The sequence below is a fragment of the Enterobacter sp. MGH85 genome (assembly GCF_001037655.1).
In the GTDB taxonomy this organism is placed as follows: Bacteria; Pseudomonadota; Gammaproteobacteria; order Enterobacterales; family Enterobacteriaceae; genus Enterobacter; species Enterobacter intestinihominis.
In genome coordinates this window covers 3,930,293-3,956,945 of the sequence record NZ_KQ089925.1, presented here as the reverse complement: position 1 = coordinate 3,956,945, position 26,653 = coordinate 3,930,293, and the positions used below count along the sequence as shown (strand labels likewise).

Below are 26,653 nucleotides of genomic sequence, written 5' to 3'. Positions count from 1 at the left end.
TGGCTCCTTAACTTTGCGCGACTTTTCTCGGGATAAACGCATTCGCCACGGCTTCGCCCTGCAACTGAAGCTGACGTGGCTGCGGAATTTCCGGGATAGCGACATCCAGGTGCGGGAAGAGCAGTTCACCCACCTTGTAGGCCTCCTCCAGATGCGGGTAGCCAGACAGGATAAAGCTGTCGATCCCCAGCGCCGCGTATTCATTAATGCGTGCCGCTACGGTTGGACCATCGCCGACCAGCGCCGTACCGGCGCCGCCGCGCACCAGACCCACCCCGGCCCACAGGTTCGGGCTGATCTCAAGATTTTCACGCTTGCCGTTGTGCAGGGAGGCCATTCGGTGTTGGCCCACGGAGTCGGTTTTGGCAAACGCCGCCTGTGCTTTGGCGATAGTGTCGTCGTCCAGATGAGCGATCAGACGGTCGGCAGCTTGCCAGGCCTCGTCGTTGGTTTCGCGTACGATCACGTGCAGGCGAATGCCGAAGCGCACCGTACGGCCATGTTCTGCGGCTTTGGCGCGTACCTGAGCAATTTTCTCTTTAACCAGCTCCGGTGGCTCGCCCCAGGTCAGATAGAGATCGACCTGCTCAGCCGCCAGCTCCTGCGCCACGTCCGACGATCCGCCGAAATAAAGGGGAGGGCGCGGCTGTTGTACCGGCGGGAAGTAGAGTTGCGCATCGCGAACGTGGATATGTTTTCCTTCGAAGGTGACGGTTTCCCCTTCCAGCAGACGTCGCCAGACGCGGGTGAACTCTGCGGAGGCTTCATAGCGCTCGGTATGATCGAGAAAAACACCATCGCCCGCCAGCTCCTGCGGATCGCTGCCCGTCACCAGATTGAACAGCGCGCGGCCGTTGGAGAGCCTGTCCAGCGTTGCCGCCTGGCGTGCCGCGACGGTGGGCGACACCACGCTTGGGCGCAAGGCTACCAGGAATTTCAGGCGCTTGGTGACGGGGATCATCGACGCGGCAACCAGCCACGCATCCTCACATGAACGGCCCGTCGGGATCAGCACCCCGGTAAAACCGATGCGGTCTGCCGCCTGGGCGATCTGCTGTAGATAGCCGTGATCGACCGGGCGGGCGCCTTCTTCTGTGCCAAGATAGTGTCCATCACCGTGGGTGGGTAAAAACCAGAAAAGATTCAGACTCATGATTTTTTTCCTTCAATGCCAGCGGGTTGCCAGATGCGTTCGCGAATATTCACCTGCTTTGGAACCAGGCGGTTTTGATAAAAAAGGTCTGCCGTTTGCTGCTGGAGAGCGGCAACGTGGGCGTCAACCGGTGCTATGGTGGTGGGAGGACGGTGGTCAAGATAAGTGGCGATCACCGGTTCAGGCAGGCCCATGGTTTTTGCCAGCAGCGTGATGCTCTGCTGACGCTGGCTTTGGGTCAGCGCATCGGCCTGAGAGAAGGTATCCAGCACCTGCTGAATAAATGCGCCATTTTTTTCAGCGTAAGGACGTGCCGCCAGGTAGAACGAACCGGTTTGTTTCAGGGTGGTGCCGTCTTTCAGCACCCGCATACCGCCCTGCAACAGTGCGGCGGAGTAGTACGGATCCCAGATAGCCCAGGCATCAACATTTTTTTGCTGAAACGCCGCGCGCGCATCGGCAGGCGTCAGGTAAACGGGCTGGATATCGGTGAATTTAAGGCCGGCCTCCTGCAACGCGCGCAGCAGCAGGTTGTGCGAGCTGGAACCTTTCTGGAAAGCAACCTTATGACCTTTGAGATCGGCGACGCTTTTGATCTCGCTGTTTTCCGGCACCAAAATAACCTCTGCCTTCGGCTTGGCGGGTTCAACGCCAACGTAAACCAGATCCGCCCCGGCCGCCTGGGCAAAGATCGGCGGGATATCGCCGGTGCTGCCTAAATCAATACTCCCGACGTTCAGCGCCTCCAGCATCTGCGGTCCGGCAGGGAACTCGACCCATGAGAATTTGGTCTGCGGGAAACGTTTCTCCAGCAGCGCATGGCTTTTCGCCAGCACCATGCTGACGCTGCCTTTCTGATAACCGATACGCAGGCTCTCCGGCGTTTTCTCCGCCGCCTGAGCCAGCGATGCCACTGCCAGCAGACCTGCCAGCCCGATACGGGTAACTGTTTTAAACATGCGCCACTCCTTGTGATTGATGAAATGCCGCCGCGTGGCGATCCCGACGATTAAGGGCGTGCCAGAAGGTTTCAAGCGCGCTGTCGAGGCGGGTTTGCAGATTCGGCGTGAAATGCGGTTTATGCTGGTAGTCGATTACCTGTGAGTCGTCAGCGAAGACGCCATGCAGGATCTCCTGCGCTTTCAGCGCGTTCAGAACTGGCTTGAGGGCATAATCCACCGCCAGTAAATGGGCTACCGTACCGCCTGTGGCCAGCGGCAGGACGACCTTACCGTCCAGCGCGCGTTCGGGCAGCAGATCGAGCAGCGTTTTCAGTGCACCGGAAAAAGAGGCTTTATAAATTGGTGTCGCGACGACCAACCCGTCAGCACGCTTAAGTTGTTCGATCAGGGTTTTCAGCGCCGGGCTGTCGAAACGGGCGTAGAGCAGATCTTCAGGCGCGAAATTGTGCAAATTCCAGTGACACACTTCGACATCCAGAGCATTAAGCTTTTCGCGAGCGTATTCCAGCAGTGCGCTGGATCGAGAGGGGAAGCGGGGGCTTCCGGCCAGGGTAATGACGCGCATGGTTGCTCCTTATAACTAATTGTTTGCTTTTATCTAACATTCATAACAATTTTCAGGAGTGTGACATTGCGTGGTTATTCCACTAAATGATTTATCCTCAGGATGAATGCAGAAAAAAGCATAAGAAGCGAACCGATAAGTAAACGATTGCGTTTTACATGGCTTTTTTTGCCACAGGTCAATTCCCTTTCCGGGCGGGATCGCACATAATCCCCTCCCGGTTTGCACACCGGGAATCCAGGAGAGTTCATGTACTACCCCTTCGTTCGTAAAGCCCTTTTCCAGCTCGATCCTGAGCGCGCTCATGAATTTACATTTCAGCAGTTACGTCGTATTACAGGAACGCCTCTGGCCGCGCTGGTGCGTCAAAACGTGCCGGAAAAACCTGTCCAATGCATGGGCCTGACGTTCAAAAATCCACTGGGCCTTGCAGCCGGTCTGGACAAAAATGGCGAATGCATTGATGCACTCGGTGCGATGGGCTTTGGCTCGATCGAAATCGGGACGGTGACGCCGCGTCCGCAGCCGGGAAATGACAAGCCACGTCTGTTCCGCCTGGTTGAAGCCGAGGGGCTGATCAACCGCATGGGCTTTAATAACCTTGGCGTCGATCATCTGGTTGAGAACGTTAAGAAAGCCCATTTTGATGGTGTGCTGGGTATTAATATTGGCAAAAATAAAGACACGCCAGTCGAGCAGGGTAAAGATGACTATCTGATTTGTATGGAAAAAGTCTATGCTTATGCCGGTTATATCGCGGTGAATATATCCTCGCCTAACACCCCAGGGCTGCGTTCATTACAATATGGCGAAGCGCTTGACGATCTTCTTAGCGCCATTAAAAATAAACAAACGGCACTACAGGCGATCCACCATAAATATGTTCCGGTCGCGGTTAAGATCGCCCCGGATCTTTCGGCAGAGGAATTGATCCAGGTTGCCGACAGTTTAGTTCGCCATAATATTGATGGTGTGATTGCGACCAATACAACGCTCGATCGCTCCCTCGTCCAGGGAATGAAAAACTGTGACGAAGCGGGTGGATTAAGTGGCCGTCCGGTACAATTAAAAAGCACCGAAATTATTCGCGCACTCTCTGCGGAATTAAAAGGCCAGCTGCCGATTATTGGCGTGGGTGGCATTGACTCCGTCATCGCTGCACGTGAGAAGATGGCGGCAGGGGCTTCACTGGTGCAAATTTATTCCGGCTTTATTTTTAAAGGGCCGCCATTGATTAAAGAAATTGTCACGCATATCTAATCTTTTCTCTTAATCAGACAACCAGGGCTTTATTTCCAGCCCTGGTTGTTTTATATTCCGTCATTGTTGCTTATTTAGACATTATAGTCTTTTATTACTAGTGTTATAAGCGAAGCGGCAAACAGGACATTTTTAGTACAGGACGTTTTGGGGACGGGAGAGAAACATGCGAATTAAACCTGACGATAACTGGCGCTGGTATTTTTGTGACGAGCATGACCGTATGATGCTCGACTTAGCCAATGGCATGTTGTTTCGCTCTCGTTTTGCGCGCCGAATGTTAACGCCAGACGCGTTTGCTCCCTCAGGCTTTTGCGTTGACGACGCTGCACTCTATTTCTCTTTTGAAGAAAAATGCCGCGACTTCAATCTCTCCAAAGAACAGCGCGCTGAACTGGTACTAAATGCGCTGGTGGCGATCCGTTTCCTGAAACCACAAATGCCGAAAAGCTGGCATTTCCTCGCGCACGGTATGAGCTGGACCCCGGCTATCGGCGATGCGGCCAGCGTCAATCTGAGCGATACCGAAGAAGAGGTGAATCTGCTGGTGGTTGAACCCGGTGAAAACGCTGCGCTCTGTTTGCTGGCCCAACCCGGCTTGACCATTGCCGGGCGAGTCATGCAGTTAGGTGATGCCATCAAAGTGATGAATGACAGGCTGAAGCCTCAGCTGCGCGTCGATTCCTTCAGCCTCGAACAGGCGGTTTAAGCTTCCAGCTGTACGGATGTTTTCGGTACACAGCTACAGCACAGGATCGTGCCGTCACTGCCAATCGCAGATTTCTTCAGGGCACTCACTTCACCATCGACCAGTTTAATGCGACAGCATCCGCAAATCCCCGCGCGACAGGAATAAGGTACGCGGATACCCGCCTGCTCCAGCTGTTCCAGTAGCACCTGCTGATTGTTACCACGAATAACTTTGCCTTCCCAGTGAATATCCACCGCGGAAGCGACGTTGGTGACAACGTCAACCATTTCTTCTTCCTGGCCTGCGCCGTACACTCTTGCAGGCCCGCGGGTAAGAATTTCGACCTCGTCGCCCACGCGGATTACGCCGCTGGAGCGGGGGATCAGGTTCTGGCCGAAGTCGACATCACCGTTATCCTGCGCGGTACGAAATGACTGCAAGGTTTTCAGCGGTTCGCCAGAAGGGTGTTTCTGGCCTTTCTCCGGGCTGACGGTGGTAAAAATACAGCGGCTGCACGGCTTCACGACATCAAAGATAACGCTGCCGATGCGGATCACTTTCCAGGTATCTTCATCCCAGGCATCCGCTCCGGTCACCACCAGATTCGGGCGAAACTGCTCCATCTGCACGCTGGCTTTGCAACGGGTTTGTAAATCACGCAGCGAGGCCTCGCTGGTCAGCAGGAAGGGAAAACCATCCGCAAAGGAGAGGGGAACCGCGTCGTGGCGTTTCACGCGACGAGTCAGCGCAGGCCCAACCCAGCGCAGCTGAACGTCACGTGAGAAAAAGCCGCTCAGCCACTGGTTAATGTTATCCGGCGCGATACGCGCGGTAAAATGATTGCCCCACACTTCCGTTGGCGCTTCAACCGGCGCAAAATCAGCAAAGCGGATCACGACGCTTGAACCGTCTGGCGCGGTCAAATGCAATCCGTCATGAAGCGGGGAAGGGGTAAAGCGAACCATCTGCGGGAACTGACGTGCGGTGATGAACGTACCGTCAGGCTCGGTGATCATAAAAATACGATCGAAGGCGAATCCGCTCATATCGGCCAGCGCGTGCGTCACGCCGATACCACGCATGGATTTCACCGGATGAATAAAAAGCCTGGATAACGTCGCCACTGCACACTCCCGCTAAATAAAATAAGCCTTCAACTTTATGACATACACGCCATATTAGCTATAATGCGCGACAATTTTCTATGAGTAAAAGTGACGATATGAATTCTCTGTTTGCCAGTACGGCCCGTGGGCTGGAAGAGCTGTTAAAAACTGAACTGGAAACCCTGGGCGCGAAAGAGTGCCAGGTGGTTCAGGGTGGTGTCCATTTTGAGGGCGACACGCGGCTTATTTACCAGAGCCTGATGTGGAGCCGTCTGGCGTCGCGCATCATGCTGCCGATGAAAGAGTGCAAGGTCTACAGCGATCTTGATCTCTACACCGGTGTACAGATGATCGACTGGACAGAGATCTTCACCCCGGACGCCACCTTTGCGGTGCATTTCAACGGCGTCAACGATGAGATCCGCAACAGCCAGTACGGTGCCCTGCGCGTCAAAGACGCCATTGTGGACTGCTTCACGCGTCGTAATAAAGAACGTCCGAACGTTGATCGTGAAAACCCGGATCTGCGTATCAACGTCTGGCTGAACGGCGACACTGCCAGCATTTCCCTGGATCTGAGCGGCGCAGGCCTGCATCTGCGCGGCTATCGCGATCGCACCGGGATGGCGCCGATCAAAGAAACGCTGGCTGCCGCTATCGTGATGCGCTCCGGATGGCAGCCAGGTACGCCGCTGCTCGATCCGATGTGCGGTTCCGGTACGCTGCTGATTGAAGCCGCGATGCTGGCCACCGACCGCGCGCCAGGGCTGCATCGTGGACAGTGGGGCTTCAAAGGCTGGGCGCAGCACGATGAAGCCCTCTGGAAAGAGGTCAAAGACGACGCGCAGACCCGTGCCCGTAAAGGGCTGGCGGAGTACACCTCTCACTTTTACGGTTCGGACAACGACCCACGGGTGATTGAACGCGCGCGCAGCAACGCCCGTCGTGCCGGTATCGGTGAGCTGGTGACCTTCGACGTCAAAGATGTGGCGAACCTGACCAATCCGCTGCCAAAAGGCCCGTACGGTACGGTGATCAGCAACCCGCCGTATGGTGAGCGTCTTGGCAGCGAGCCAGCGCTGATTGCGCTACACAGCCTGCTGGGCCGCAACATGAAAGCGCATTTCGGCGGCTGGAACCTCTCCCTGTTTAGCGCCTCGCCGGAGCTGCTGAGCTGCCTGCAATTACGTGCCGATCGCCAGTTCAAGGCGAAAAACGGCCCGCTGGACTGCGTGCAGAAAAACTACCATCTGGCAGAGATAGCAGCGGACAGCAAACCGTCTGGCGTGGCGGAAGATTATGCCAACCGTCTGCGCAAAAACCTGAAGAAATTTGAGAAGTGGGCGAAGCAGGAAGGCATCGAATGTTATCGCCTTTACGACGCTGACCTGCCGGAATACAACGTGGCGGTTGACCGCTATGCAGACTGGGTGGTGGTTCAGGAATACGCCCCGCCGAAAACCATTGATGCGCAAAAAGCGCGTCAGCGTATGCTGGATGTGATTGCGGCCACCATCGCCGTACTCGGCATTTCGCCAAACAAGCTGGTGCTGAAAACCCGTGAGCGTCAGAAAGGCAAAAACCAGTATCAGAAGATGGGCGAGAAGGGCGACTTCATCGAAGTGGGCGAATATAACGCGCGCCTGTGGGTTAACCTGACCGATTACCTTGATACCGGTCTGTTCCTCGATCACCGCATCGCCCGCCGCATGCTGGGACAGATGAGTAAGGGCAAAGACTTCCTGAACCTGTTCTCCTATACCGGCAGCGCCAGCGTTCATGCAGGGCTTGGCGGGGCGCGTAGCACCACCACGGTCGATATGTCCCGTACTTATCTGGAGTGGGCAGAGCGCAACCTGCGTCTTAACGGCTTAACCGGTCGTCAGCATCGCCTGTTACAGGCCGACGTGCTGGGCTGGCTGCGCGATACCGATGAGCAGTTTGACCTTATCTTTATCGATCCGCCGACCTTCTCTAACTCCAAGCGTATGGAGGATAGCTTTGACGTTCAACGCGATCACCTGCGCCTGATGACCGACCTGAAGCGTCTGCTGCGTAAAGGCGGCACCATTATGTTCTCGAATAACAAGCGCGGATTCCGCATGGATCACGACGGCCTGGCCGAACTGGGACTTAAAGCACAAGAAATCAGCCAAAAAACGCTGTCTCAGGACTTTGCCCGTAACCGTCAAATCCACAACTGCTGGCTGATCTCCGCGGTCTGAAAGGAAAAATAAATGTCTTTAATTAGTATGCACGGCGCGTGGCTCTCTTTCAGCGACTCACCGCTTCTCGATAATGCAGAGCTGCATATCGAAGATAACGAGCGCGTCTGTCTGGTCGGCCGTAACGGCGCAGGTAAATCGACGCTGATGAAAATCCTCAACCGAGAGCAGGGGCTGGACGACGGCCGTATTGTTTACGAGCAGGATCTGGTCGTCTCTCGTCTGCAACAGGATCCGCCGCGTAACGTTACCGGCAGCGTGTACGATTTTGTGGCTGAAGGAATTTCAGAGCAGGCGGAATACCTCAAGCGCTACCACGAGATTTCGCATCTGGTCATGACCGACCCGAGCGACAAAAATCTCAACGAGCTGGCAAAAGTGCAGGAGATGCTCGATCACCACGGCCTGTGGCAGCTGGAAAACCGCATTAACGAAGTGCTGGCTCAGCTTGGCCTGGAAGCGGATATGGAGCTGTCGGCGCTCTCCGGCGGCTGGCTGCGTAAAGCCGCGCTGGGCCGTGCCCTGGTGAGCGGGCCCAGGGTACTGCTGCTGGACGAACCAACGAACCACCTGGATATCGAAGCAATTGACTGGCTGGAAGGGTTCCTGAAAACTTTCAATGGCACCATTATCTTCATCTCCCACGACCGTTCGTTCATCCGCAACATGGCCACGCGCATTGTCGACCTCGACCGCGGCAAGCTGGTGACCTATCCGGGCGATTACGATACCTATCTGCTGGAGAAAGAAGAGAACCTGCGCGTGGAAGAGCTGCAAAACGCCGAGTTCGACCGCAAGCTGGCGCAGGAAGAGGTATGGATCCGTCAGGGCATCAAGGCGCGTCGTACCCGTAATGAAGGCCGCGTTCGCGCCCTGAAGGCGATGCGCCGCGAACGTAGCGAACGCCGTGAAGTCATGGGTAGCGCCAAAATGCAGGTGGAAGAGGCGTCCCGCTCGGGCAAGATTGTCTTCGAAATGGAGAACGTGAATTATTCGGTTGACGGCAAAGTGCTGGTGAACGATTTCTCCGCACAGGTTCAGCGTGGCGACAAAATTGCGCTTATTGGTCCAAACGGCTGCGGCAAAACCACGCTGTTGAAACTGATGCTGGGCCAGTTGCAGGCAGACAGCGGTCGTATTCACTGTGGTACCAAGCTGGAAGTAGCGTACTTTGACCAGCATCGCGCAGAGCTGGATCCGGACCGTACGGTGATGGACAACCTCGCAGAGGGTAAACAGGAGGTGATGGTTAACGGCAAGCCGCGTCACGTGCTGGGCTACCTTCAGGACTTCCTGTTCCACCCAAAACGCGCCCTGACGCCTGTGCGCGCGCTGTCCGGCGGTGAGCGTAACCGTCTTTTACTGGCGCGCCTGTTCCTGAAACCCAGTAACTTACTGATTCTCGATGAACCGACGAACGATCTGGATGTCGAAACGCTGGAACTGCTGGAAGAGTTGATTGATGGCTATCAGGGAACCGTGATGCTGGTCAGCCACGATCGTCAATTTGTCGATAACACCGTGACCGAGTGCTGGATCTTCGAAGGCGAAGGACGCATCGGTCAATATGTGGGCGGCTATCATGACGCGCGTGGACAGCAATCGCAGTCGCTGGCGCAAAAACAGGCGAAGACCAAAAATGTCGCTGAACCTGTTGTTGTGAAAGCAGAAACTGTCAAAAAGTCTCCTGCTAAAATGAGCTATAACTTGCAGCGCGAGCTGGAAGGGCTGCCGCAGCGTCTGGAAGAGCTGGAAGCGGCACTGGAAGCACTGCAAATTCAGGTCGCTGATGCGTCATTCTTTACGCAGCCTCACGACTATACTCAGAAAGTATTGGCTGAACTCTCCCAGGCCGAGCAGGCGCTGGAAGAGGCATTTGAGCGCTGGGAGTACCTTGAGTCTCTGAAAAACGGCGCATAAACAGGGATAATCTATGTGTGACCAGCACCATGCCGATCGGCATATTTTATGCTCGCAATGCGATATGCTCGTGGCGTTGCCAGAGCTTGGTCACGGACATAAGGCTGCCTGCCCGCGCTGCGGAGCTACGCTGACGACCGAGTGGGACGCGCCAAGGCAGCGTCCTACGGCTTACGCGCTGGCAGCCCTGTTCATGTTACTGCTCTCCAATCTCTTCCCTTTCATCTCTATGAAAGTGGGTGGGATGGTAAGCCAGGTGGAGTTACTGGAAATTCCAGGCGTGATGTTCTCGGAAGATTACGCCAGCCTTGGCACCTTCTTTCTTCTGTTCGTGCAGATAGTCCCGGCTTTTTGCCTGGTCGTCATTCTGCTACTGGTCAATCGCGTCAGGATGCCCACCGCCCTTAAAATCAAACTCGCGCGGATCCTGTTCCAGCTGAAAAGCTGGGGGATGGCGGAAATTTTTCTGGCGGGTATCCTGGTCAGCTTCGTGAAGCTGATGGCCTACGGCGATGTGGGGATTGGCAGTAGCTTTATTCCGTGGTGTCTGTATTGCGTGCTGCAACTGCGCGCTTTCCAGTGCGTGGACCGACGCTGGACCTGGGACGATATTGCCCCGGCACCGACGCTCTCGCAGACGGTAAAGGTGGGCGTACCGGGTATCCGTCAGGGGCTGCGCTCCTGCTCCTGCTGCACCGCCGTGCTGCCCGCGGATGTCGAGGTGTGTCCCCGCTGTGAAACAAAAGGTCACGTCCGACGCAAAAATAGCCTGCAATGGACCATGGCGCTGCTGGTGACCTCTGTCATGCTTTATCTGCCCGCCAATATTTTGCCGATCATGATCACCGATCTGCTCGGCGACAGAATGCCCTCGACCATCCTTGCCGGGGTGATTTTGCTGTGGAGCGAAGGGTCATACCCTGTTGCAGGCGTCATATTTCTCGCCAGCATTATGGTTCCGACCTTAAAGATGATTGCCATTGCCTGGCTTTGCTGGGATGCAAAAGGGCACGGTAAGCGTGACAGTGAGCGCATGCATCTGATTTATGAGGTCGTGGAATTTGTTGGCCGCTGGTCGATGATTGACGTGTTCGTGATTGCGGTTCTCTCAGCGCTGGTGCGTATGGGTGGGCTGATGAGTATTTATCCCGCTATGGGAGCGCTGATGTTTGCTTTGGTCGTCATTATGACCATGTTTGCGGCCATGACCTTCGACCCTCGTTTATCGTGGGATCGTGAGCCCGATTCAAGCCATGAGGAAGAGTAAGAGCATGGAAAATAAGAGTGGAGAGGCTAAAGTGCAGAAGGTCAGAAACTGGTCGCCGGTGTGGATTTTCCCCATCGTGACCGCGCTGATCGGTGCATGGATCCTGTTTTATCATTACAGCCATCAGGGACCGGAAGTCACGCTAATTACCACCAATGCAGAGGGAATTGAGGGCGGAAAAACCACCATCAAGAGCCGCAGCGTGGATGTGGGTGTCGTGGAAAGCGCGACCCTGACGGATGATTTAACCCATGTTGAAATTAAGGCCCGCCTGAATGCTGGCATGGAAAAACTGCTCCATGAAGATTCCGTTTTTTGGGTGGTGAAACCGCAGGTCGGAAGAGAAGGGATCAGCGGCTTAGGGACGCTATTGTCAGGGGCTTACATTGAACTCCAGCCCGGCAATAAAGGCGCCCAGCCAGCAAACTATCAGTTGCTGGATTCACCGCCGCTTGCGCCACCGGATGCAAAAGGGATCCGCGTCATTCTGGACAGCAAAAAAGCGGGCCAGCTCTCGCCGGGCGATCCGGTGCTGTTCCGTGGGTATCGTGTCGGTTCGGTTGAAACGAGCACCTTCGATCCGCAAAAACGGACCATCAGCTATCAGCTATTTATCAATGCGCCTAATGACCGACTGGTGACCAGTAACGTTCGTTTCTGGAAAGACAGTGGGATCGCTGTGGATCTCACCTCTGCGGGGATGCGCGTTGAGATGGGTTCACTCACCACGCTGTTTGGTGGGGGCGTCAGTTTTGACGTGCCGGAAGGTATAGATCTGGGACAACCGGTGGCGGAAAAAACCGCCTTCAGATTGTTTGACGATCAAAAAAGCATTCAGGATGCGCTCTATACCGATCACATCGATTATCTGATGTTCTTTAAGGACTCTGTACGCGGCTTGCAGCCAGGAGCGCCAGTTGAGTTCCGCGGTATCCGTCTGGGTACAGTAGGGCAAGTGCCTTACTTTGTTCCGGGACTCAAGCAAATGCTTGATGATGATTATCGTATTCCGGTGCTGATACGCATTGAGCCTGAGCGTTTAATTAACCAGATTGGTGAGGATCAGGATATTGGGGAGCATATCAGCGACCTGATGAATCGCGGTCTGCGTGGCTCGCTGAAAACCGGCAACCTGGTGACAGGGGCGTTGTATGTCGATATGGACTTCTATCCAAAAGCGCCACCTATGACGGGAGTCCGTGAATTTGGCGGCTACAAAATCATTCCTACGGTCAGCAGTGGCCTGGCGCAGATCCAACAGCGTCTGATGGAAACGCTGGATAAGATCAACAATCTGCCGCTGAATCCAATGCTTGAGGCTGCGACGGGATCACTGCATCAGAGCCAGGCGACGATGCAACGTCTGCAAACCACCCTGGATAATATCAACAAGATCACGGCCAACCAGTCCATGCAGCAGCTGCCGCAGGATATGCAGAAAACGTTGCGTGAACTGAATCGCAGCATGCAGGGCTTCCAGCCGGGCTCAGCGGCCTACAACAAGATGGTGGCGGATATGCAACGTCTTGATCAGGTTTTACGCGAGCTACAGCCCGTTCTGAAAACGCTCAATGAAAAGAGCAACGCGCTGGTGTTTGAAGCGAAAGATAAAAAGGATCCTGAGCCTAAGAGGGCGAAACAATGAAAAAATGGCTAATCATCGCAGGCGCACTGGTATTAACGGCCTGTAGCTCTGGAAGCGATAACAAAAGCTACTACCAGCTGCCGTTAAGCGCGCAGTCGGGGGCGCAGAGCAGCGCCTCGCAGGGCAGCCGTCTGCTGTGGGTTGAGCAGGTTGCCGTGCCAGATTACCTGGCGGGCAACGGGGTGGTCTACCAGACCAGCGATGTGCAGTATGTAATCGCCAACAATAACCTGTGGGCCAGCCCGCTGGATCAGCAGCTACGCAATACGCTGGTGGCGAATCTGAGCAGCCAGCTCCCCGGTTGGGTCGTTGCCTCGCAGCCTCTGGGAAGCGATCAGGACACTCTGAATGTTAACGTGACGGGATTCCATGGCCGCTATGATGGTGCCGTTGTTATCAGCGGGGAGTGGCTGCTGAATCACCAGGGTCAGCTGATTAAGCGTCCTTTCCATCTTGAACTCAAGCAGCAGAAAGATGGCTATGACGAAATGGTGAAAGTACTTGCGCAGGGATGGGCACAGGAGTCGGCTACTATAGCAAGAGAGATTTCCCGCCTGCCATAAGTAAAATTCATCGACGAAAGCCGCACTCAGCTTCTTGCTGATTGCGGCTTTTTTTTCGTTTTACGTTCAGGTTGTTACTTGTCCCGCATCACACTTTTTGTACAAACGATCTTCCATGTAGCTCACAAATATGACACCCGTATGAATTTTGAACGTTGACGCTGACGCAGATTCGGGGTATTCGTTAACTGTGCTTGCACATATTGCAACCACTGTTTTCTTTCCACCAGACAAAAGAATGAGGGAAACGAGGCATGAAGAGACAGAAACGAGATCGCCTGGAAAGGGCTCATCAACGTGGTTATCAGGCTGGCATCGCCGGACGTTCTAAAGAAATGTGTCCCTATCAGGCCCTGAATCAAAGGTCCCAATGGCTAGGGGGCTGGCGAGAAGCCATCGGAGACAGGGCAGTACTTGCTTGATACCGTCTCTTTAAAAAGAAACCTCCGCAATGCGGAGGTTTCGCCTTTCTGGAAGGGGCTAAAAGCTGTTATTAGAAAGCGGAGGTATCCTGGAACAGACCCACTTTCAGGTCGTTCGCGGTATAGATCAGACGACCATCAACCAACACTTCACCGTCCGCCAGGCCCATAATCAGACGGCGGTTAACGATGCGTTTGAAATGGATACGGTAGGTGACTTTCTTCGCGGTAGGCAGAACCTGACCGGTGAATTTCACTTCGCCTACGCCCAGCGCACGGCCTTTGCCTTCACCGCCAAGCCAGCCCAGATAGAAGCCAACCAGCTGCCACATGGCATCGAGGCCCAGGCAGCCAGGCATTACCGGATCGCCAATAAAGTGGCAACCGAAGAACCACAGGTCCGGGTTGATATCGAGTTCTGCTTCTACGTAACCCTTATCAAAGTTGCCGCCGGTTTCGGTCATTTTCACGACACGGTCCATCATCAGCATATTTGGGGCTGGTAACTGCGGGCCTTTCGCGCCAAACAGTTCACCGCGACCAGAGGCAAGAAGGTCTTCTTTAGTATAGGATTCGCGTTTATCTACCATGTTCTCAGTAAGCCTTATTTTAGTGAAGGACGCAGGATAGCTAACACGTGTACGCTGAACAAGTCCGATCAGTTCGCACTAAACCAACTTAACCAGCGTAACGGCCACGGATAACGATGACGAGCATCCTGCTGTGTCGCCTGAGCTATACGTTCCTGAATGGTCTGCATCAGGGTTGTCTGGCCTTCGCCGTCCCAGACCAGGTTTGTCAGTAAGGGTAGTGCATCCTCAACCCCTTCGATGGCCCAGACAGTGAATTGTTCCTGCTCTACCGCATCCAGAATCGCCTGGCTCAGGCTCAAATGGCGAGCGTTAGGTGCCGGAATAATCACGCCCTGTTTGCCGTTTAAACCGCGCTGCTGGCAGATTGCGAAGAAGCCTTCGATTTTCTCATTCAGTCCGCCCACCGGTTGGGCACGGCCAAACTGATCCACGGACCCGGTAATCGCAATATTCTGGTTAATCGGCACGTCTGCAAGCGCGCTGATCACGGCGCACAGCTCTGCCATTGAGGCGCTGTCGCCGTCGACTTCACTGTAGGACTGCTCAAAGGTCAACGAGGCAGAGAAGGGGATCTGCTGCTCGAGCTGAAGTTCAGACATCAGGAATGCCTGCATGATCATCATGCCTTTAGCATGAATGTTTCCGCCCAGTTCGGCCTTGCGTTCGATATCGGTAAATTCGCCGTCACCAATGTGTACGACACAGCTGATACGGGAAGGCTCACCAAAGGCGCGTGGGTGCCCGGGGAACTCGATGACGGACAAGGCATTGATTTGCCCGATACGTTCGCCTTCGGTCTCCACCAGAATCTGTTCAAGCAGAATTTCATCCTGCATACGGTCAGCAAGATAGCCTTCGCGCCATTCACGCTGGGCCAGCATCTGGCTCAGTTGCTCACCGTTGAACGTACCGTTGCCGCTGATAACGCCCACTTCACGCAGCTGTTTGCCGATCCAGAGCGGACAGAGCGGCAGGGTTTCCTGATCGCCGGTGTAGCGTACGGCCTCTCGGATTAAGCCCGGCCACGCATCCTCGGCAGGTGAGGGCAGCGCGAAACGTTCCGCCACGGCCATAACCCACTGACACCACTGCGCCATGTCATCGGCATCTGCAATCTGAATATTGTCTTCAAATTCGCTGTAAACCGCCTGCTCCGCGAGTTCTGGCTCCATTTCCTGGAAGTCAGCCAGGGATTCACGGTCACCCGTCAGCACGACGGTCAGCGACAGCGGCATAGACGGAATGGAAACAGGCAGAGGACGTGACTCGTCGAAGCCTACCCAGTCAAAACGTTGCTGCGTCACCACCGTTTTCAGGCGCATCCACAGCAGCGGCTGCGCAAGCAGTGTGCGAAGGGAGATGAGCAATACGCCGCCATTCGCGCGGTGTACCAGCCCGGGTTGCAGTGAAACATCGCCATTGAACTGACGAAGGCAGCCGAACAACTGTTCTGCTTCCACCCAGTTGGCGGTGATCACCTCGCCTTTTGCAGCGAACAATCCATCTGCCTGCGTGGCAGGTTCGAATGTCACGTCGCGACCGGCAATATGATACTGACCACCAAAAACGGCATTCGTTTTTGGCTGCAACTGGCGCATGGCATCACCGAGAAGCGTCAGATACTCGGCTTCTTCCGGGGCTTTGAGCAGCATGAAAGGAGATGTAGCCCATGGGGATGACATCTGCTCCAGCGCGTAATGCAAACGCGGTTGTGTCTCGCTAAGTATGAATTTGTGTTCTTTTGTGAGGTCTGGCTGTGCAAACAGCTCCTGATAGCTCTCGGTATCCGGAACCAGGTCACGCCATGCAAGTTTCGTAATGGTCAAAGTTGATGTTTTTTAGTCAGAAGTAAAACCGTGGAGTATACCGTAAGCGGCGCACTCTGCCCAATCAGGATTCGGGTTTTCGTCATGCGGATCGCCTGCGACGTTTCACAGGATATGATTTCTTTTCAGCAGATTGCCAAAAAACTGATATTCTGAACAGAGTTACACGGTAACACTGAGATCGCAATGAAATATCAACAACTGGAAAACCTCGAAAGCGGCTGGAAATGGAAGTACCTGGTCAAAAAGCACCGTGAAGGGGAGCTGATCACCTGCTACATCGAAGCCAGCGCGGCACAAGAAGCTGTGGATATGTTGCTGACCCTCGAAAACGAACCGGTACAGGTCAACGGCTGGATCGAGAAACACATTAATCCGGCCTTGTTAAACCGGATGAAGCAAACTATCCGTGCTCGTCGTAAACGGCATTTCAATGCCGAGCATCAGCACACCCGTAAGAAATCCATCGACCTGGAATTCATGGTCTGGCAGCGTCTGGCCGGGCTTGCGCAACGGCGCGGGAAAACCCTGTCGGAAACGGTGGTGCAGCTGATTGAAGATGCCGAGCACAAAGAGAAGTATGCCAGCCAGATGTCGACGTTGAAAAACGATCTACAGGCACTGTTAGGTAAAAAATAAGCTTTTTACTTTTCTTCAGATAATAAAAAACCCCGCATGGCGGGGTTTTTTTATAAGACGATAACTTATGCCGCAGGCTGAGTTACAACGTCTTTGATACCTTTAACTTCGATCTCTACGCGACGATCTGGTGCCAGGCAGTCGATCAGTGCAGCGCGTGGTTTCACGTTGTCACAGGTAGAACCGGTAACTGGGTTAGATTCGCCCATACCACGTGGGGAGATCTTGTTAGCTGGGATACCTTTAGATACCAGGTAATCAACTACAGACTGAGCACGTTTCTCAGACAGACCCTGGTTGTAAGCGTCAGAACCGATACGGTCGGTGAAGCCCAGAACCACTACAGAACCGTCTTTAGGATCCAGGTTGCTCAGCTGGGTGTACAGCTGATCCAGTGCCTGCTGACCTTCTGGTTTCAGGGTAGCTTTGTTGAAGTTGAACAGAACGTCAGACTTCAGAGTGAAGTGCTTGGTCTGTACTTCTGGCGCTGGAGCCGGAGCTGGAGCTACGACTGGCGCATCTTCCTGCTGACCGAAACGGTAAGAAACACCAACGCTCAGCATGCCGTTGTCTGGACGAACACCAACGGTAGCACCGTCACCGATGTTGTTAACCCACTGGTATTCCAGACGGGTAGCGATGTCACGGGTCATTGCCCACTCAACGCCACCAGCGAATACTGGGGAAACACCAGTGTCGTGGTCGTCACCAGCGATGCTGTTGCTGGAGTCTGCACGCCATACCATGCCGCCCAGACGGGTGTACACGTCCAGATCGTCAGTTACTGGGTAACCCAGTTTAGCGGTCAGCTGTACGCCTTGAGCTTTGAAAGCGCCATTTACGTTGTCGCCTTTGTAAGGCATACGACCTAACCAGTCGTAACCCATTTCAAAGCCAACATACGGGTTAACCTGATAGCCACCGAACGCACCTGCACCCAGCTGGCTCTCGTGAGTAGGGCCATCGTTGTTCAGGCTGCTGTTGTACCAACCGGTGTCATGGAACTGAGACCAGCCCAGTTTTCCACCTGCATACCAGGTATTATCTTTCGGAGCGGCCTGCGCTACGGTAGCGAAGCCAGCCAGTGCCACTGCAATCGCGATAGCTGTCTTTTTCATTTTTTGCGCCTCGTTATCATCCAAAATTTGCCATGAATATCTCCATCGGAGGAATCACGGTTAAATCCTTCACCGGGGGGCGTGGTCAAATATAAACCTACCGATATCTTCGGCTTAGGCCGAGCACCCCTGGCGATGTAAAGTCTACAACGTAGCTGAAAACTTACAAGTGTGAAGTCCGTCAGGCATATGAAAAAAAAAGTTCCGTATACCTAATATTTAACAATTTTTGAACGAATTTTGTGCAGTAAAATTAACGAGAACCGCGTCAGACAAGCCTTGCCGCAGTTTTGGCGCGTTGAACTTTTTTTGCATACTGCGGTCGAAAAAAATTCCAGGAAAACTCTTAAAATGACTCAATGGTACACATTTGAGTGAATTTTTAGCCCGGGATGTTGTCCTCTGCGATAGGAATCTCCACGAACTGGCCGCATGATGAAACCCATCGCGTTACCTTCTTCAGCCGCTTCAGTCAGACGCAAATGTTCCTCTTGCGACAGATCCTCAGGCAACCACCCAATCACGACGCTATAGTTCCCGGTACGTAATGCCCGGACCATCGACTCGACCGTATCGCAAGGGGAGAGTTGATTAATCTGCATCACCTTCGCTAACGGCAGCCCAGCCGACTGAACCCATTCGCGACTTAATTTTTGCTGTGGCGTCAGCCAGAGCTGCCAGCGAGACTGTTGCCCGAGCTGCTGCAAAAGCGGCAGGAGTAAGAGTTGTGTCAACAGCGGCTGGTCTTCACGGTAAACCACTTCACTGATAAGCCCTGTCGATTCACGCCCGATAGAATTCTGCGCAGCATTGCCTGCGGCAGAAGTAGAAGGTGTTAAGTGATTTGCATAGCCTGAAGTGTACATATTCATTCCAGCCCTGTAGTTACTGTATGGATATACAGTAACCCCTGTATGCATAAAGATCAACCTCATTTTCGGAAAGCGACTCGCAAATTTCATCCATTCCTGGTGAACCTGAAAAAATCATCTTGCCCAACGGCAATAAGTTGCCTATTTTCCTGCTAACGGATCCGTTAGTAAGAAATATCGTGGTTACTGTATGATTTTTAATGGAATTATCATGAAAAAGATATCTTATGATCGGATTTATCAATCTCAAGAATACCTCTCTCCGCTGGGCGAAATTCATCATCGCGCCCTGTTTGGCGGTTATACCCTGGCCGTGGATGAAGCGGTATTCGCGATGGTGTCTGACGGTGAGCTTTACCTTCGCGCCTGTGAGCAAAGTGCAAAATACTGTGTAAAAAACGCCTCTTCTTTTCTGACCCTGATGAAACGAGGACGTCCTGTGCTGCTTAATTACTACCGTGTGGATGAAGGTCTGTGGCAAAACAGGGAAAAACTGCTTCAGCTCTCCTCGTTTGCGCTCGATGCCGCCAGGAAAGAGCGCTACCAGCGCCATCAGCGTAACCGGCTTAAAGATCTGCCGAACCTGACCTTTCAGATTGAGGTCCTGCTTATGGAGGCGGGCATTACTAATGAAGAGACGCTACGACAGTTGGGGGCGAAGACGAGCTGGCTGAAAATGCGCTCTAAGAATAAAGCGCTGAGTATCCGGGTATTGTTCGCGCTTGAAGGCGCGATTGAAGGGTTACATGAAGCGGCACTCCCGGCGGATATTCGCCGGGAGCTTACGGAGTGGTTTAATGCGCTGCCTGAGTCGCAGGGCCATCATTCCGCCAGGTAGCGATCTGCTGTCGCAGCCGACAAATTTCCGGCAGCAAAGCGATAAGCAGGCCAATTTGCTGAAGGACCAGCGGAGCTTTGTTGTCGGTGCCTGGATCAAGGTGTGCGATACGTTGCACCAGTTCATCCAGTGCCTGGTGAACCCGTGGCTCATCCGCAGGTTGATGATGAAGCGCATCATCAACGTAGCAAACGGCATCGTCCAGCAGTGCCAGGATGCCCGGATTCGTCAGTTTCTCTCGGTGGGCGCCAAGGGTAGAGATATAGCTGGTGAACGTGTGGTTCAGACACAGCAGGCGGAAGGCTGTCTCCCGGATTTCTGCCGTGGCGCGCGGCTCAGTTGACATATTCGAGACAACAGAAGCCAGCTCTGCGTCAGTGTTATGCGCATCGCGACGGGCAATCCGATAGGCCAGACGGTTATCGCGACCTTGATGGTACTGCTCAAGAATAGCGTCCAGATAGCGGCAGTTGGCGTTCATTGCTCTGTCGGACACGCGCGGTAAATTTCGGAAACGCCAGTCCGGCCAGATAAAGCTCACCGCCGCCCAGGCGATGGCGCAGCCGATCAGCGTGTCGATCACACGGGGGAGGGCCACTTCAAAGCCTTCACCCAGCAGATTGAAGCAGAGCAGCACAAGCAGCGTGATGAACATCGTGGCGTGGGCATACTGCACATTGCGGAAGGCGAAGAACAGTACCCCGGTAATCACAATCAGGATCAGTTGCCCTTCTACTGAGGGCACAAAATAGAGCACCGGCAGCCCGATGGCGACCCCGACTAACGTCCCGACAATACGCAGCGCGAGTCGATGGCGGGTAGCGTTATAGTTCGGCTGGCAGACGAACAGGCTGGTCAGCAGGATCCAGTAGCCGTGGTGCAATCCTGTTATCTGGATAAACGCGTAGCCAACGCACAGTACCAACGACATCCTTACCGCATGGCGAAAGAGTGCGGAATCCGGCGTAAAATGCCGGCTCAGGCGCAGCCATATATCGCTGAAACCGTTGAGACTGTCGTCGGCAAGCTGGTTGTCAGCGTCATTGCCCGGCATCGCCATCGCCTGTTCAGACTCAATGGTGGCGAGCTGAGCATCGATGGCTCTCAGGTTGTTGAGCAGGAATCCCAGGGCTTTGAACTGTTCCGGCGAAGTTCCACTGGCCTGAACGCGATCGAGCGCCGCATCCAGGTGGCTGAATGCGCGTTCAAAGCGAGGATCGTGCTGATAGGGCGTGCGCAGCAGTATTGAGCGCGCAAGTTGCTGGCAGGCTTGAGACTGCATCGACAGCAGACGCTGGAAACGGAACATCACGTCGCTGTAGCGGAATTTCTCGCGCAGATCAGCGTACTGTACATGCGAGGAGCTGGCGCGCTCGTGAATATCCTGGGCAACAAAGTAGTAGTGCAGGGTGCGCCGGGTACCGCGCTGACCGCGATCGCCGCGCAGACGGGTGAGCAGAGACGCTTTGGTCTGATTCAGCGTGGCGACCAGTTGGCCATTTGCCAGCGCCAGATCGTACAGGGGCGCCTGGCTGTCCTCTTCGATATCCGGATCAAACAGCCGGGATTTCAGCTCCAGATAGTGGGCCAGCTGTTCGTAACTGCGGGCAATGTTGTCCTGTAAGGCACGAACCGGAAAAATAAGATGCCCGGTTAAGGTCAGCAGGTTATACCAGATAGCGCCCAATAGCAGCAGGACCGGTTGCTGATACCACTGATCGTAAAGAGAGACGCCCAGCATGGTGTAAATGGCAATCAGCAGGGCGCCAAACGCGATAGTGGCGTAGCGTTGCCCGAGGCCGCCGAGCAAAATGAAGCCGCTGGTGGACACCGTCAGCCCTAAGGCAAACAGCCAGGGCCACGGGAAAAGCAGCTCAACGGAGGCGGAAGCAATAAAGAAGCAGACCAGCGTGATGACCAGATTACGCAAACGACCGGCCAGGCGGTCGTCGAGATCCGCCAGCGCGCCGGCCACCACCCCAAGCGTGAGGGGGATGGTGAGCTTCACATCATTCAGCCACCACGGCAGAGCGACGGTGCCGCAGAGGGCGATAAATATCCTGACGTTATACAGCCAGTTACTGTTCCATGTATAGCGACGAAGCAGGGGGCTTAGCATGAGAGCGGCCAGTCCTTATTACTGAAAACGACGACGGGCATTGGCTTCACGCGCGGCTTGCGCCACTTCGACCGGAACAACTCGGCGTCCTACCGGCCACAGGGCGATGGTGGCAATTTTGAAATTAGCGAGGCCAACCGGAATGCCAATAATCGTAATGCACTGGGCGATACCGGCGAAGATATGCATCAGACACAGCCACCAGCCAAAGAAGATTAGCCATAAAATATTCAGCAGCGTGCCGCCGGTATTCATCAGGGCATTTTTTCTTTCCGGCTCCAGTTCATCCACGTGTATCGCTTCATTTCCATAAGGAACGAGGGACAGTTTGGTGATTTCCCAGCAGGAGCGCGTCAGCGGAAGGGTGAAGATAAGCACGATGCTCACCAGGGTGGCAAAAAGCCAGGAAAGGGTGGTGGCAAAACCGCCAAGGACAAAATTCAACACATTCAGAACGGTACGCATAAACCCTCATTCCCTTCGATATGATTAACGCCCGGTGATTGTAACGTTTTTTTGGGCTGGAGCACCTTAAAACTGGCAGTTAAACTGTCTGACAAATTATGACCTCGTGGATCCGGCAGGATATGGAACTGAAAGCAACTTCAATGGGCAAACGCCTGGCGCAGCACCCTTACGACAAGGTTGTGCTTCTTAATGCGGGAGTGAAAGTCTCCGGTGAACGCCACGAATACCTTATTCCGTTTAATCAGCTACTGGCCATTCACTGTAAACGAGGGCTGGTATGGGGGGAGCTGGAGTTCGTTCTGCCAGCAGAGAAAGTGGTGCGACTCCACGGGACCGAGTGGGCGGAAACCCAACGCTTCTACCATCATCTGAACATGCGCTGGCACCAGTGGAGCCAGGAGATGAGCGTGATTGCCGCACAGGTGCTGCATCAGGTGCTGGACGATATCGCGCTAAGCAATACGCAGCAGAAGTGGCTGACGCGCCAGCAAACCGCCGGGCTTCAGCAAAAAATCACCCAGGCGCTGACGGCATTGCCTTTACCGGTGGCGCGGCTTGAGGAATTTGATAACTGTCGCGATGCGTGGCGGAAGTGTCAGGCCTGGCTTAGCGATATCGAGAAAAGCCGTCTGGCGCATAACCAGGCCTGGACTGAGGCGATGCTTACGCAATATGCCGATTTCTTCAGTACGGTGGAATCATCGCCTCTCAATCCTGCCCAGGCGCGCGCAGTGGTGAATGGCGAGCACTCTTTACTGGTGCTGGCAGGCGCAGGGAGCGGCAAAACGTCGGTGCTGGTGGCGCGCGCGGGCTGGCTTCTGACAACGGGCGAGGCAGTTGCCGACCAGATTTTGCTGCTGGCTTTTGGTCGCAAGGCGGCGCAGGAGATGGATGAGCGCATTCAGGCGCGTTTGCATACCCAGGATATCTCGGCGCGCACGTTCCACTCCCTCGCTTTACACATCATTCAACAGGGCAGCAAAAAAGTCCCTGTTGTCAGCAAGCTGGAGAATGATGCTCAGGCTCGCCAGGCGCTGTTTATCAAGGCATGGCGTCAGCAGTGCAGTGAAAAAAAGGCGCAGGCGAAAGGTTGGCGTCAGTGGCTTGAAGAGGAACTCAACTGGGAGGTGCCGGAGGGCAGTTTCTGGCAGGATGAAAAGCTGGCGCGCCGGCTGGGCTCTCGTCTCGACCGGTGGGTAAGCCTGATGCGCATGCACGGCGGCTCTCAGGCGGAGATGATAGAAAGCGCACCGGAAGCGATCCGCGCCGTGTTTTCTAAGCGGGTAAAGCTAATGGCGCCGATGCTGAAAGCGTGGAAAACCGCGCTGAAAGACGAAAACGCGGTCGATTTTTCCGGGCTAATCCATCAGGCCATTATCATTCTGGAGAAAGGGCGCTTCGTCAGCCCGTGGAAACACATTCTGGTGGATGAGTTTCAGGATATTTCGCCGCAGCGCGCTGCGCTGCTTTCGGCGCTGCGGGCGCAGAATAAACACACGTCGCTGTTTGCCGTGGGCGATGACTGGCAGGCTATCTACCGCTTCAGCGGGGCGCAACTTTCCCTCACGACGGCCTTCCATCACTATTTTGGGGAAGGCGATCGCAGCGATCTGGACACCACCTACCGCTTCAACTCGCGGATTGGTGAAATTGCCAACCGTTTTATTCAGCAGAACCCACATCAGCTGTCGAAGCCGCTTAACAGCCTGACGTCGGGGGATAAAAAGGCCGTCACGCTGCTGGCGGACGATCAGCTGGAACCGCTGCTGGATAAACTGAGCGGCTATGCGAAACCGGATGAACGGATTCTGGTCCTGGCGCGTTATCACCACCTCAAGCCGACGGCGCTGGAAAAAGCGGCAACGCGCTGGCCAAAACTACAGCTCGATTTTATGACCATTCACGCCAGTAAAGGGCAGCAGGCCGACTACGTAATTGTGGTGGGGCTGAAAGAGGGGAGCGACGGTTTCCCGGCACCGGCGCGGGAATCCGTGATGGAAGAGGCGTTATTGCCTGTTCCGGAAGATTTCCCGGATGCAGAGGAGCGGCGCTTACTGTACGTGGCGATAACCCGCGCGCGCCATCGCGTGTGGCTCTTGTTCAACAAAGAGGAGCCGTCGGTGTTTGTCGATATTTTGAAAAGTATTGACGTGCCGGTGGCGAGAAAGCCGTAACGCGCCGGGCAAATTCTGTAGGCCCGGTAAGCGCAGCGCCACCGGGCAAAAAACTACTTCAGTCTCTCCGCAAGATAACGCTGATAATCCGGGATCAAAATCTCCACCGGATCGTTAAACTGCGGCGATTCAATGATGAAATCTGCCGTTGAAAGATTGGTGGCTACCGGAATGTTCCATACCGTCGCCAGACGCAGCAGCGCTTTAACGTCCGGATCATGCGGAACCGCGTTCAGCGGATCCCAGAAGAATATCAGAACGTCAATTTTACCTTCCGAAATCTGAGCGCCGACCTGCTGGTCACCCCCCATCGGGCCGCTCAGCATGGCATTCACTTCCAGACCGGTTTCGCGGTGGATCAGGTTGCCGGTTGTTCCCGTGGCAGAAAGGGCATGATGCTGTAAAAGAGGCTGATGGCGACGAACCCAGTTAAGCAGCATTTGTTTACAGTGATCGTGCGCAACCAGAGCAATGTGCTTGCGCGCCGGAAGTGTGCGTGTTGTCAGTTCCATAATCTTATCCGTGAGGTTACCTCGCTACACGATGACGGGAACTGACTGATGCTGCAAGAGAAAGGACGAAAAAATGTGGCTTACGACGAAGGTTGTCGTTTCGCCCATTGCAGAAAACGGGCGCGCGTGTCCGGATCGGCATTCTGGAACCAGAATTTGAGGCGTTGCTCAGTAAGGGTCTGCGACTGAGGAGGGAGTACATCCAGCTCCGATACGCCCGAAAGCAGGGTACTGTCATCCGCCATCATGGTGGCGAACTGGGGCAGGGAGGCGCGCCTGCTGGCTCTGTTATAGATCTCCGTGTCCGCTTCGTAATCTGTTCCTTTTGGCCTTTTTGTCAGCGCCAGGATATCCAGCTTTACCGGGATGGGCATAGAATCCCCGTCCACCAGCTCAATGCGCGGTGAGGCATCAAATGCCAGTGACTCTTTTTCTGTCTCAAGGTGCGGGAGACGAAAATTGACCTGGCTGATGCGTTGGGTATTAAAGCTGACCACCAGCGGAGGCGAAATGTACACCTGCTGTTCGTTGTCGGCGAGGCGAATCGTCTTTTCAACCCGAAAAACCACCTGATGCGGGCCATTATCAAGCTCGATGCTGTCTGCGCCCCGCAGCAGGGAGCTGGAGACTTTTTTTCCGTCCAGCACCAGCAGGTCAATGTCGGTTGAGAGTCTGAGGGTGGTTGCGAAAACACAAACCGGCATGATTAATGCAACCACAGCCCAGGCAATGCCGGTTTTCATAGCAGACTCCTGTAGACAAACTACCTGGTAAGAATGTATCAAAATTTTTCGATAAACACGTTTACTAACATATAGACATATTTTGCCGTTTTGCCCTCATACTTCTGTATGGGATGCGTGGTTGAGATGTCCGCTTTGACGTACACTTTGAGAAAAACCAGGAGGAACAGCATGAAAGAGAACGACATTGTCGAGATTCTGACGTCCACGCGCACTATCGCGCTGGTCGGCGCGAGCGATAAACCGGATCGCCCAAGCTATCGGGTCATGAAATACCTTCTGGACCAGGGATATCACGTGATCCCGGTCTCGCCGAAGGTGGCGGGGAAAACACTGCTGGGTCAGCAGGGCTATGCGACGCTCGCGGACGTGCCGGAAAAGGTGGATATGGTGGACGTTTTCCGTAATTCAGAGGCGGCCTGGGGCGTGGCGCAGGAAGCGATCGCCATTGGCGCGAAAACGCTGTGGATGCAGCTGGGCGTGATTAATGAGCAGGCGGCCGTGCTGGCACGCGATGCCGGGCTGAAGGTGGTGATGGATCGCTGTCCGGCAATCGACATCCCCCGTCTGGGGCTGGCAAAATAAAAAAAGCCCGCTTGACGGGCTTTTTTACACCTTTAGTTACGCAGTCTTGGCGCCTGTAACTGTTTGCGGATGGTCTGAGCAAGCTCGTCCATAGTGGGTTGTTCCGGATGCTCATCCTGTAGTTCACCACTCAGCTGCGCTTCGGCAAGATAGGTATGGACAGGCTGACCATCGTCGCCCTCCATAACCACATGATACCAGGGCGCGGCGCGAAGCTCTGCGTCAACGGCCAGATCGTCTGCTGACGGTTCATCAAGGGAATACTCCGGGTCGATATCCACGACCACACCCAAATATCCAAGCAAGGTGTGGCGGACCTGCTGGCCGATACCGAATTTGCTGGCAATCATAGTCACCTCCCGGGAAACATTACATACACACTATGTG

25 protein-coding genes are annotated in these 26,653 nt (G+C 54.5%); 12 read left to right on the top strand and 13 right to left on the bottom strand.

Annotated features, from left to right (window positions below; genetic code table 11):
- Positions 1-7: 7 nt before the first annotated feature.
- From ssuD to ssuE, 3 genes are read right to left on the bottom strand one after another with little or no spacing between them, the layout of a single operon-like run.
- Complete coding sequence (gene ssuD, locus SK51_RS18865; RefSeq protein ID WP_023305815.1) at positions 8-1,153, bottom strand: FMNH2-dependent alkanesulfonate monooxygenase; 1,146 nt, start codon at positions 1,151-1,153, stop codon at positions 8-10.
- Positions 1,150-2,112 (bottom strand): sulfonate ABC transporter substrate-binding protein, encoded by a 963-nt coding sequence (locus SK51_RS18860; RefSeq protein ID WP_023305816.1) that lies wholly within the window; start codon positions 2,110-2,112, stop codon positions 1,150-1,152. The genes ssuD and SK51_RS18860 overlap by 4 nt, the downstream gene beginning before the upstream one ends.
- A complete protein-coding gene (gene ssuE / locus SK51_RS18855; protein ID WP_022647647.1) occupies positions 2,105-2,680 on the bottom strand; it encodes an NADPH-dependent FMN reductase in 576 nt (191 codons plus the stop codon). Before ssuE ends, SK51_RS18860 begins: the two co-directional genes overlap by 8 nt.
- 249 nt (positions 2,681-2,929) lie before the next feature.
- Here ssuE and pyrD point away from each other — a divergent pair, with 249 nt between their 5' ends.
- Both pyrD and zapC read left to right on the top strand, forming a co-directional pair.
- Complete coding sequence (pyrD, locus tag SK51_RS18850) at positions 2,930-3,940, top strand: quinone-dependent dihydroorotate dehydrogenase (protein WP_015570907.1); 1,011 nt, start codon at positions 2,930-2,932, stop codon at positions 3,938-3,940.
- A 166-nt stretch (positions 3,941-4,106) separates the two neighbouring features.
- Positions 4,107-4,649 (top strand): cell division protein ZapC, encoded by a 543-nt coding sequence (zapC, locus tag SK51_RS18845; RefSeq protein ID WP_023305817.1) that lies wholly within the window; start codon positions 4,107-4,109, stop codon positions 4,647-4,649.
- Here the strand turns inward: zapC and SK51_RS18840 are convergent.
- Positions 4,646-5,755: a YcbX family protein gene (locus SK51_RS18840; protein ID WP_022647649.1), complete on the bottom strand. Its 1,110-nt coding sequence runs from the start codon at positions 5,753-5,755 to the stop codon at positions 4,646-4,648. The genes zapC and SK51_RS18840 overlap by 4 nt on opposite strands.
- Positions 5,756-5,853: 98 nt before the next feature.
- On the opposite strand from SK51_RS18840, the gene rlmKL reads away from it, so the two are divergent.
- From rlmKL to rmf, 6 genes are all read left to right on the top strand, one after another.
- A complete protein-coding gene (gene rlmKL / locus SK51_RS18835; RefSeq protein WP_032671569.1) occupies positions 5,854-7,962 on the top strand; it encodes a bifunctional 23S rRNA (guanine(2069)-N(7))-methyltransferase RlmK/23S rRNA (guanine(2445)-N(2))-methyltransferase RlmL in 2,109 nt (702 codons plus the stop codon).
- Between the two features lie 12 nt (positions 7,963-7,974).
- Entirely contained in the window at positions 7,975-9,882 is a 1,908-nt protein-coding gene (locus tag SK51_RS18830; RefSeq protein ID WP_022647651.1) for an ABC transporter ATP-binding protein, read from the top strand.
- Between the two features lie 13 nt (positions 9,883-9,895).
- A complete protein-coding gene (gene pqiA, locus SK51_RS18825) occupies positions 9,896-11,149 on the top strand; it encodes a membrane integrity-associated transporter subunit PqiA (protein WP_022647652.1) in 1,254 nt (417 codons plus the stop codon).
- A gap of 4 nt (positions 11,150-11,153) precedes the next feature.
- Positions 11,154-12,794: an intermembrane transport protein PqiB gene (gene pqiB, locus SK51_RS18820; protein ID WP_022647653.1), complete on the top strand. Its 1,641-nt coding sequence runs from the start codon at positions 11,154-11,156 to the stop codon at positions 12,792-12,794.
- A complete protein-coding gene (pqiC, locus tag SK51_RS18815) occupies positions 12,791-13,357 on the top strand; it encodes a membrane integrity-associated transporter subunit PqiC (protein ID WP_022647654.1) in 567 nt (188 codons plus the stop codon). Before pqiB ends, pqiC begins: the two co-directional genes overlap by 4 nt.
- Before the next feature lie 254 nt (positions 13,358-13,611).
- Positions 13,612-13,779 carry a ribosome modulation factor gene (rmf, locus tag SK51_RS18810; protein ID WP_003858162.1) on the top strand — a complete coding sequence of 56 codons (168 nt, stop codon included), beginning with the start codon at positions 13,612-13,614 and terminating at the stop codon, positions 13,777-13,779.
- Between the two features lie 71 nt (positions 13,780-13,850).
- Here the strand turns inward: rmf and fabA are convergent, their stop codons facing one another.
- Together fabA and SK51_RS18800 are read right to left on the bottom strand one after the other, a co-directional pair.
- On the bottom strand, positions 13,851-14,369 hold the full coding sequence (gene fabA / locus SK51_RS18805; protein WP_000227926.1) for a bifunctional 3-hydroxydecanoyl-ACP dehydratase/trans-2-decenoyl-ACP isomerase: 519 nt from the start codon (positions 14,367-14,369) through the stop codon (positions 13,851-13,853).
- A gap of 68 nt (positions 14,370-14,437) precedes the next feature.
- On the bottom strand, positions 14,438-16,198 hold the full coding sequence (locus SK51_RS18800) for an AAA family ATPase (RefSeq protein ID WP_023305819.1): 1,761 nt from the start codon (positions 16,196-16,198) through the stop codon (positions 14,438-14,440).
- 186 nt (positions 16,199-16,384) lie between these two features.
- Here SK51_RS18800 and matP point away from each other — a divergent pair, with 186 nt between their 5' ends.
- Positions 16,385-16,837, top strand: a complete 453-nt coding sequence (gene matP, locus SK51_RS18795; protein ID WP_006809347.1) for a macrodomain Ter protein MatP — start codon at positions 16,385-16,387, stop codon at positions 16,835-16,837.
- A gap of 65 nt (positions 16,838-16,902) precedes the next feature.
- Here matP and ompA read toward each other — a convergent pair whose 3' ends face one another.
- The gene (ompA, locus tag SK51_RS18790) at positions 16,903-17,955 is read right to left on the bottom strand and encodes a porin OmpA (protein ID WP_017694761.1); all 1,053 of its coding nucleotides are present in this window, start codon (positions 17,953-17,955) and stop codon (positions 16,903-16,905) included.
- A 356-nt stretch (positions 17,956-18,311) separates the two neighbouring features.
- Positions 18,312-18,821 (bottom strand): SOS-induced cell division inhibitor SulA, encoded by a 510-nt coding sequence (gene sulA / locus SK51_RS18785; protein ID WP_032610196.1) that lies wholly within the window; start codon positions 18,819-18,821, stop codon positions 18,312-18,314.
- A gap of 217 nt (positions 18,822-19,038) precedes the next feature.
- Here sulA and SK51_RS18780 point away from each other — a divergent pair, with 217 nt between their 5' ends.
- Entirely contained in the window at positions 19,039-19,665 is a 627-nt protein-coding gene (locus SK51_RS18780) for a TfoX/Sxy family DNA transformation protein (RefSeq protein ID WP_023299743.1), read from the top strand.
- On the opposite strand, the gene yccS is transcribed toward SK51_RS18780, so the two are convergent.
- Positions 19,622-21,784, bottom strand: coding sequence for a YccS family putative transporter (gene yccS / locus SK51_RS18775; protein WP_023305820.1), 2,163 nt, complete (start codon positions 21,782-21,784; stop codon positions 19,622-19,624). The two genes, SK51_RS18780 and yccS, sit on opposite strands and share 44 nt — an antisense overlap.
- An 18-nt stretch (positions 21,785-21,802) precedes the next feature.
- Positions 21,803-22,249, bottom strand: a complete 447-nt coding sequence (locus SK51_RS18770) for a YccF domain-containing protein (protein WP_023299745.1) — start codon at positions 22,247-22,249, stop codon at positions 21,803-21,805.
- A 122-nt stretch (positions 22,250-22,371) separates the two neighbouring features.
- Between SK51_RS18770 and helD the strand changes: the two genes are divergently transcribed.
- On the top strand, positions 22,372-24,426 hold the full coding sequence (gene helD, locus SK51_RS18765; RefSeq protein ID WP_032676335.1) for a DNA helicase IV: 2,055 nt from the start codon (positions 22,372-22,374) through the stop codon (positions 24,424-24,426).
- 53 nt (positions 24,427-24,479) lie between these two features.
- Here the strand turns inward: helD and mgsA are convergent, their stop codons facing one another.
- Together mgsA and csgI are read right to left on the bottom strand one after the other, a co-directional pair.
- Positions 24,480-24,938 carry a methylglyoxal synthase gene (gene mgsA / locus SK51_RS18760; RefSeq protein ID WP_003858146.1) on the bottom strand — a complete coding sequence of 153 codons (459 nt, stop codon included), beginning with the start codon at positions 24,936-24,938 and terminating at the stop codon, positions 24,480-24,482.
- Positions 24,939-25,018: 80 nt separating this feature from the next.
- Positions 25,019-25,681, bottom strand: coding sequence for a curli synthesis inhibitor (csgI, locus tag SK51_RS18755; RefSeq protein ID WP_023305822.1), 663 nt, complete (start codon positions 25,679-25,681; stop codon positions 25,019-25,021).
- Positions 25,682-25,852: 171 nt separating this feature from the next.
- On the opposite strand from csgI, the gene SK51_RS18750 reads away from it, so the two are divergent.
- On the top strand, positions 25,853-26,266 hold the full coding sequence (locus SK51_RS18750; protein WP_006809337.1) for a CoA-binding protein: 414 nt from the start codon (positions 25,853-25,855) through the stop codon (positions 26,264-26,266).
- Between the two features lie 32 nt (positions 26,267-26,298).
- On the opposite strand, the gene hspQ is transcribed toward SK51_RS18750, so the two are convergent.
- Positions 26,299-26,616, bottom strand: a complete 318-nt coding sequence (gene hspQ, locus SK51_RS18745) for a heat shock protein HspQ (protein WP_003858136.1) — start codon at positions 26,614-26,616, stop codon at positions 26,299-26,301.
- Positions 26,617-26,653 lie beyond the last annotated feature (37 nt).

What these genes read in the sequence shown, in the direction of transcription:
- ssuD (WP_023305815.1), bottom strand. Translation starts at nt 1,153, where the DNA reads ATGAGTCTGAATCTTTTCTGGTTTTTACCCACCCACGGTGATGGACAC.
- SK51_RS18860 (WP_023305816.1), bottom strand. Translation starts at nt 2,112, where the DNA reads ATGTTTAAAACAGTTACCCGTATCGGGCTGGCAGGTCTGCTGGCAGTG.
- ssuE (WP_022647647.1), bottom strand. Translation starts at nt 2,680, where the DNA reads ATGCGCGTCATTACCCTGGCCGGAAGCCCCCGCTTCCCCTCTCGATCC.
- pyrD (WP_015570907.1), top strand. Translation starts at nt 2,930, where the DNA reads ATGTACTACCCCTTCGTTCGTAAAGCCCTTTTCCAGCTCGATCCTGAG.
- zapC (WP_023305817.1), top strand. Translation starts at nt 4,107, where the DNA reads ATGCGAATTAAACCTGACGATAACTGGCGCTGGTATTTTTGTGACGAG.
- rlmKL (WP_032671569.1), top strand. Translation starts at nt 5,854, where the DNA reads ATGAATTCTCTGTTTGCCAGTACGGCCCGTGGGCTGGAAGAGCTGTTA.
- SK51_RS18830 (WP_022647651.1), top strand. Translation starts at nt 7,975, where the DNA reads ATGTCTTTAATTAGTATGCACGGCGCGTGGCTCTCTTTCAGCGACTCA.
- pqiA (WP_022647652.1), top strand. Translation starts at nt 9,896, where the DNA reads ATGTGTGACCAGCACCATGCCGATCGGCATATTTTATGCTCGCAATGC.
- pqiB (WP_022647653.1), top strand. Translation starts at nt 11,154, where the DNA reads ATGGAAAATAAGAGTGGAGAGGCTAAAGTGCAGAAGGTCAGAAACTGG.
- pqiC (WP_022647654.1), top strand. Translation starts at nt 12,791, where the DNA reads ATGAAAAAATGGCTAATCATCGCAGGCGCACTGGTATTAACGGCCTGT.
- rmf (WP_003858162.1), top strand. Translation starts at nt 13,612, where the DNA reads ATGAAGAGACAGAAACGAGATCGCCTGGAAAGGGCTCATCAACGTGGT.
- fabA (WP_000227926.1), bottom strand. Translation starts at nt 14,369, where the DNA reads ATGGTAGATAAACGCGAATCCTATACTAAAGAAGACCTTCTTGCCTCT.
- matP (WP_006809347.1), top strand. Translation starts at nt 16,385, where the DNA reads ATGAAATATCAACAACTGGAAAACCTCGAAAGCGGCTGGAAATGGAAG.
- ompA (WP_017694761.1), bottom strand. Translation starts at nt 17,955, where the DNA reads ATGAAAAAGACAGCTATCGCGATTGCAGTGGCACTGGCTGGCTTCGCT.
- sulA (WP_032610196.1), bottom strand. Translation starts at nt 18,821, where the DNA reads ATGTACACTTCAGGCTATGCAAATCACTTAACACCTTCTACTTCTGCC.
- SK51_RS18780 (WP_023299743.1), top strand. Translation starts at nt 19,039, where the DNA reads ATGAAAAAGATATCTTATGATCGGATTTATCAATCTCAAGAATACCTC.
- yccS (WP_023305820.1), bottom strand. Translation starts at nt 21,784, where the DNA reads ATGCTAAGCCCCCTGCTTCGTCGCTATACATGGAACAGTAACTGGCTG.
- SK51_RS18770 (WP_023299745.1), bottom strand. Translation starts at nt 22,249, where the DNA reads ATGCGTACCGTTCTGAATGTGTTGAATTTTGTCCTTGGCGGTTTTGCC.
- helD (WP_032676335.1), top strand. Translation starts at nt 22,372, where the DNA reads ATGGAACTGAAAGCAACTTCAATGGGCAAACGCCTGGCGCAGCACCCT.
- mgsA (WP_003858146.1), bottom strand. Translation starts at nt 24,938, where the DNA reads ATGGAACTGACAACACGCACACTTCCGGCGCGCAAGCACATTGCTCTG.
- csgI (WP_023305822.1), bottom strand. Translation starts at nt 25,681, where the DNA reads ATGAAAACCGGCATTGCCTGGGCTGTGGTTGCATTAATCATGCCGGTT.
- SK51_RS18750 (WP_006809337.1), top strand. Translation starts at nt 25,853, where the DNA reads ATGAAAGAGAACGACATTGTCGAGATTCTGACGTCCACGCGCACTATC.
- hspQ (WP_003858136.1), bottom strand. Translation starts at nt 26,616, where the DNA reads ATGATTGCCAGCAAATTCGGTATCGGCCAGCAGGTCCGCCACACCTTG.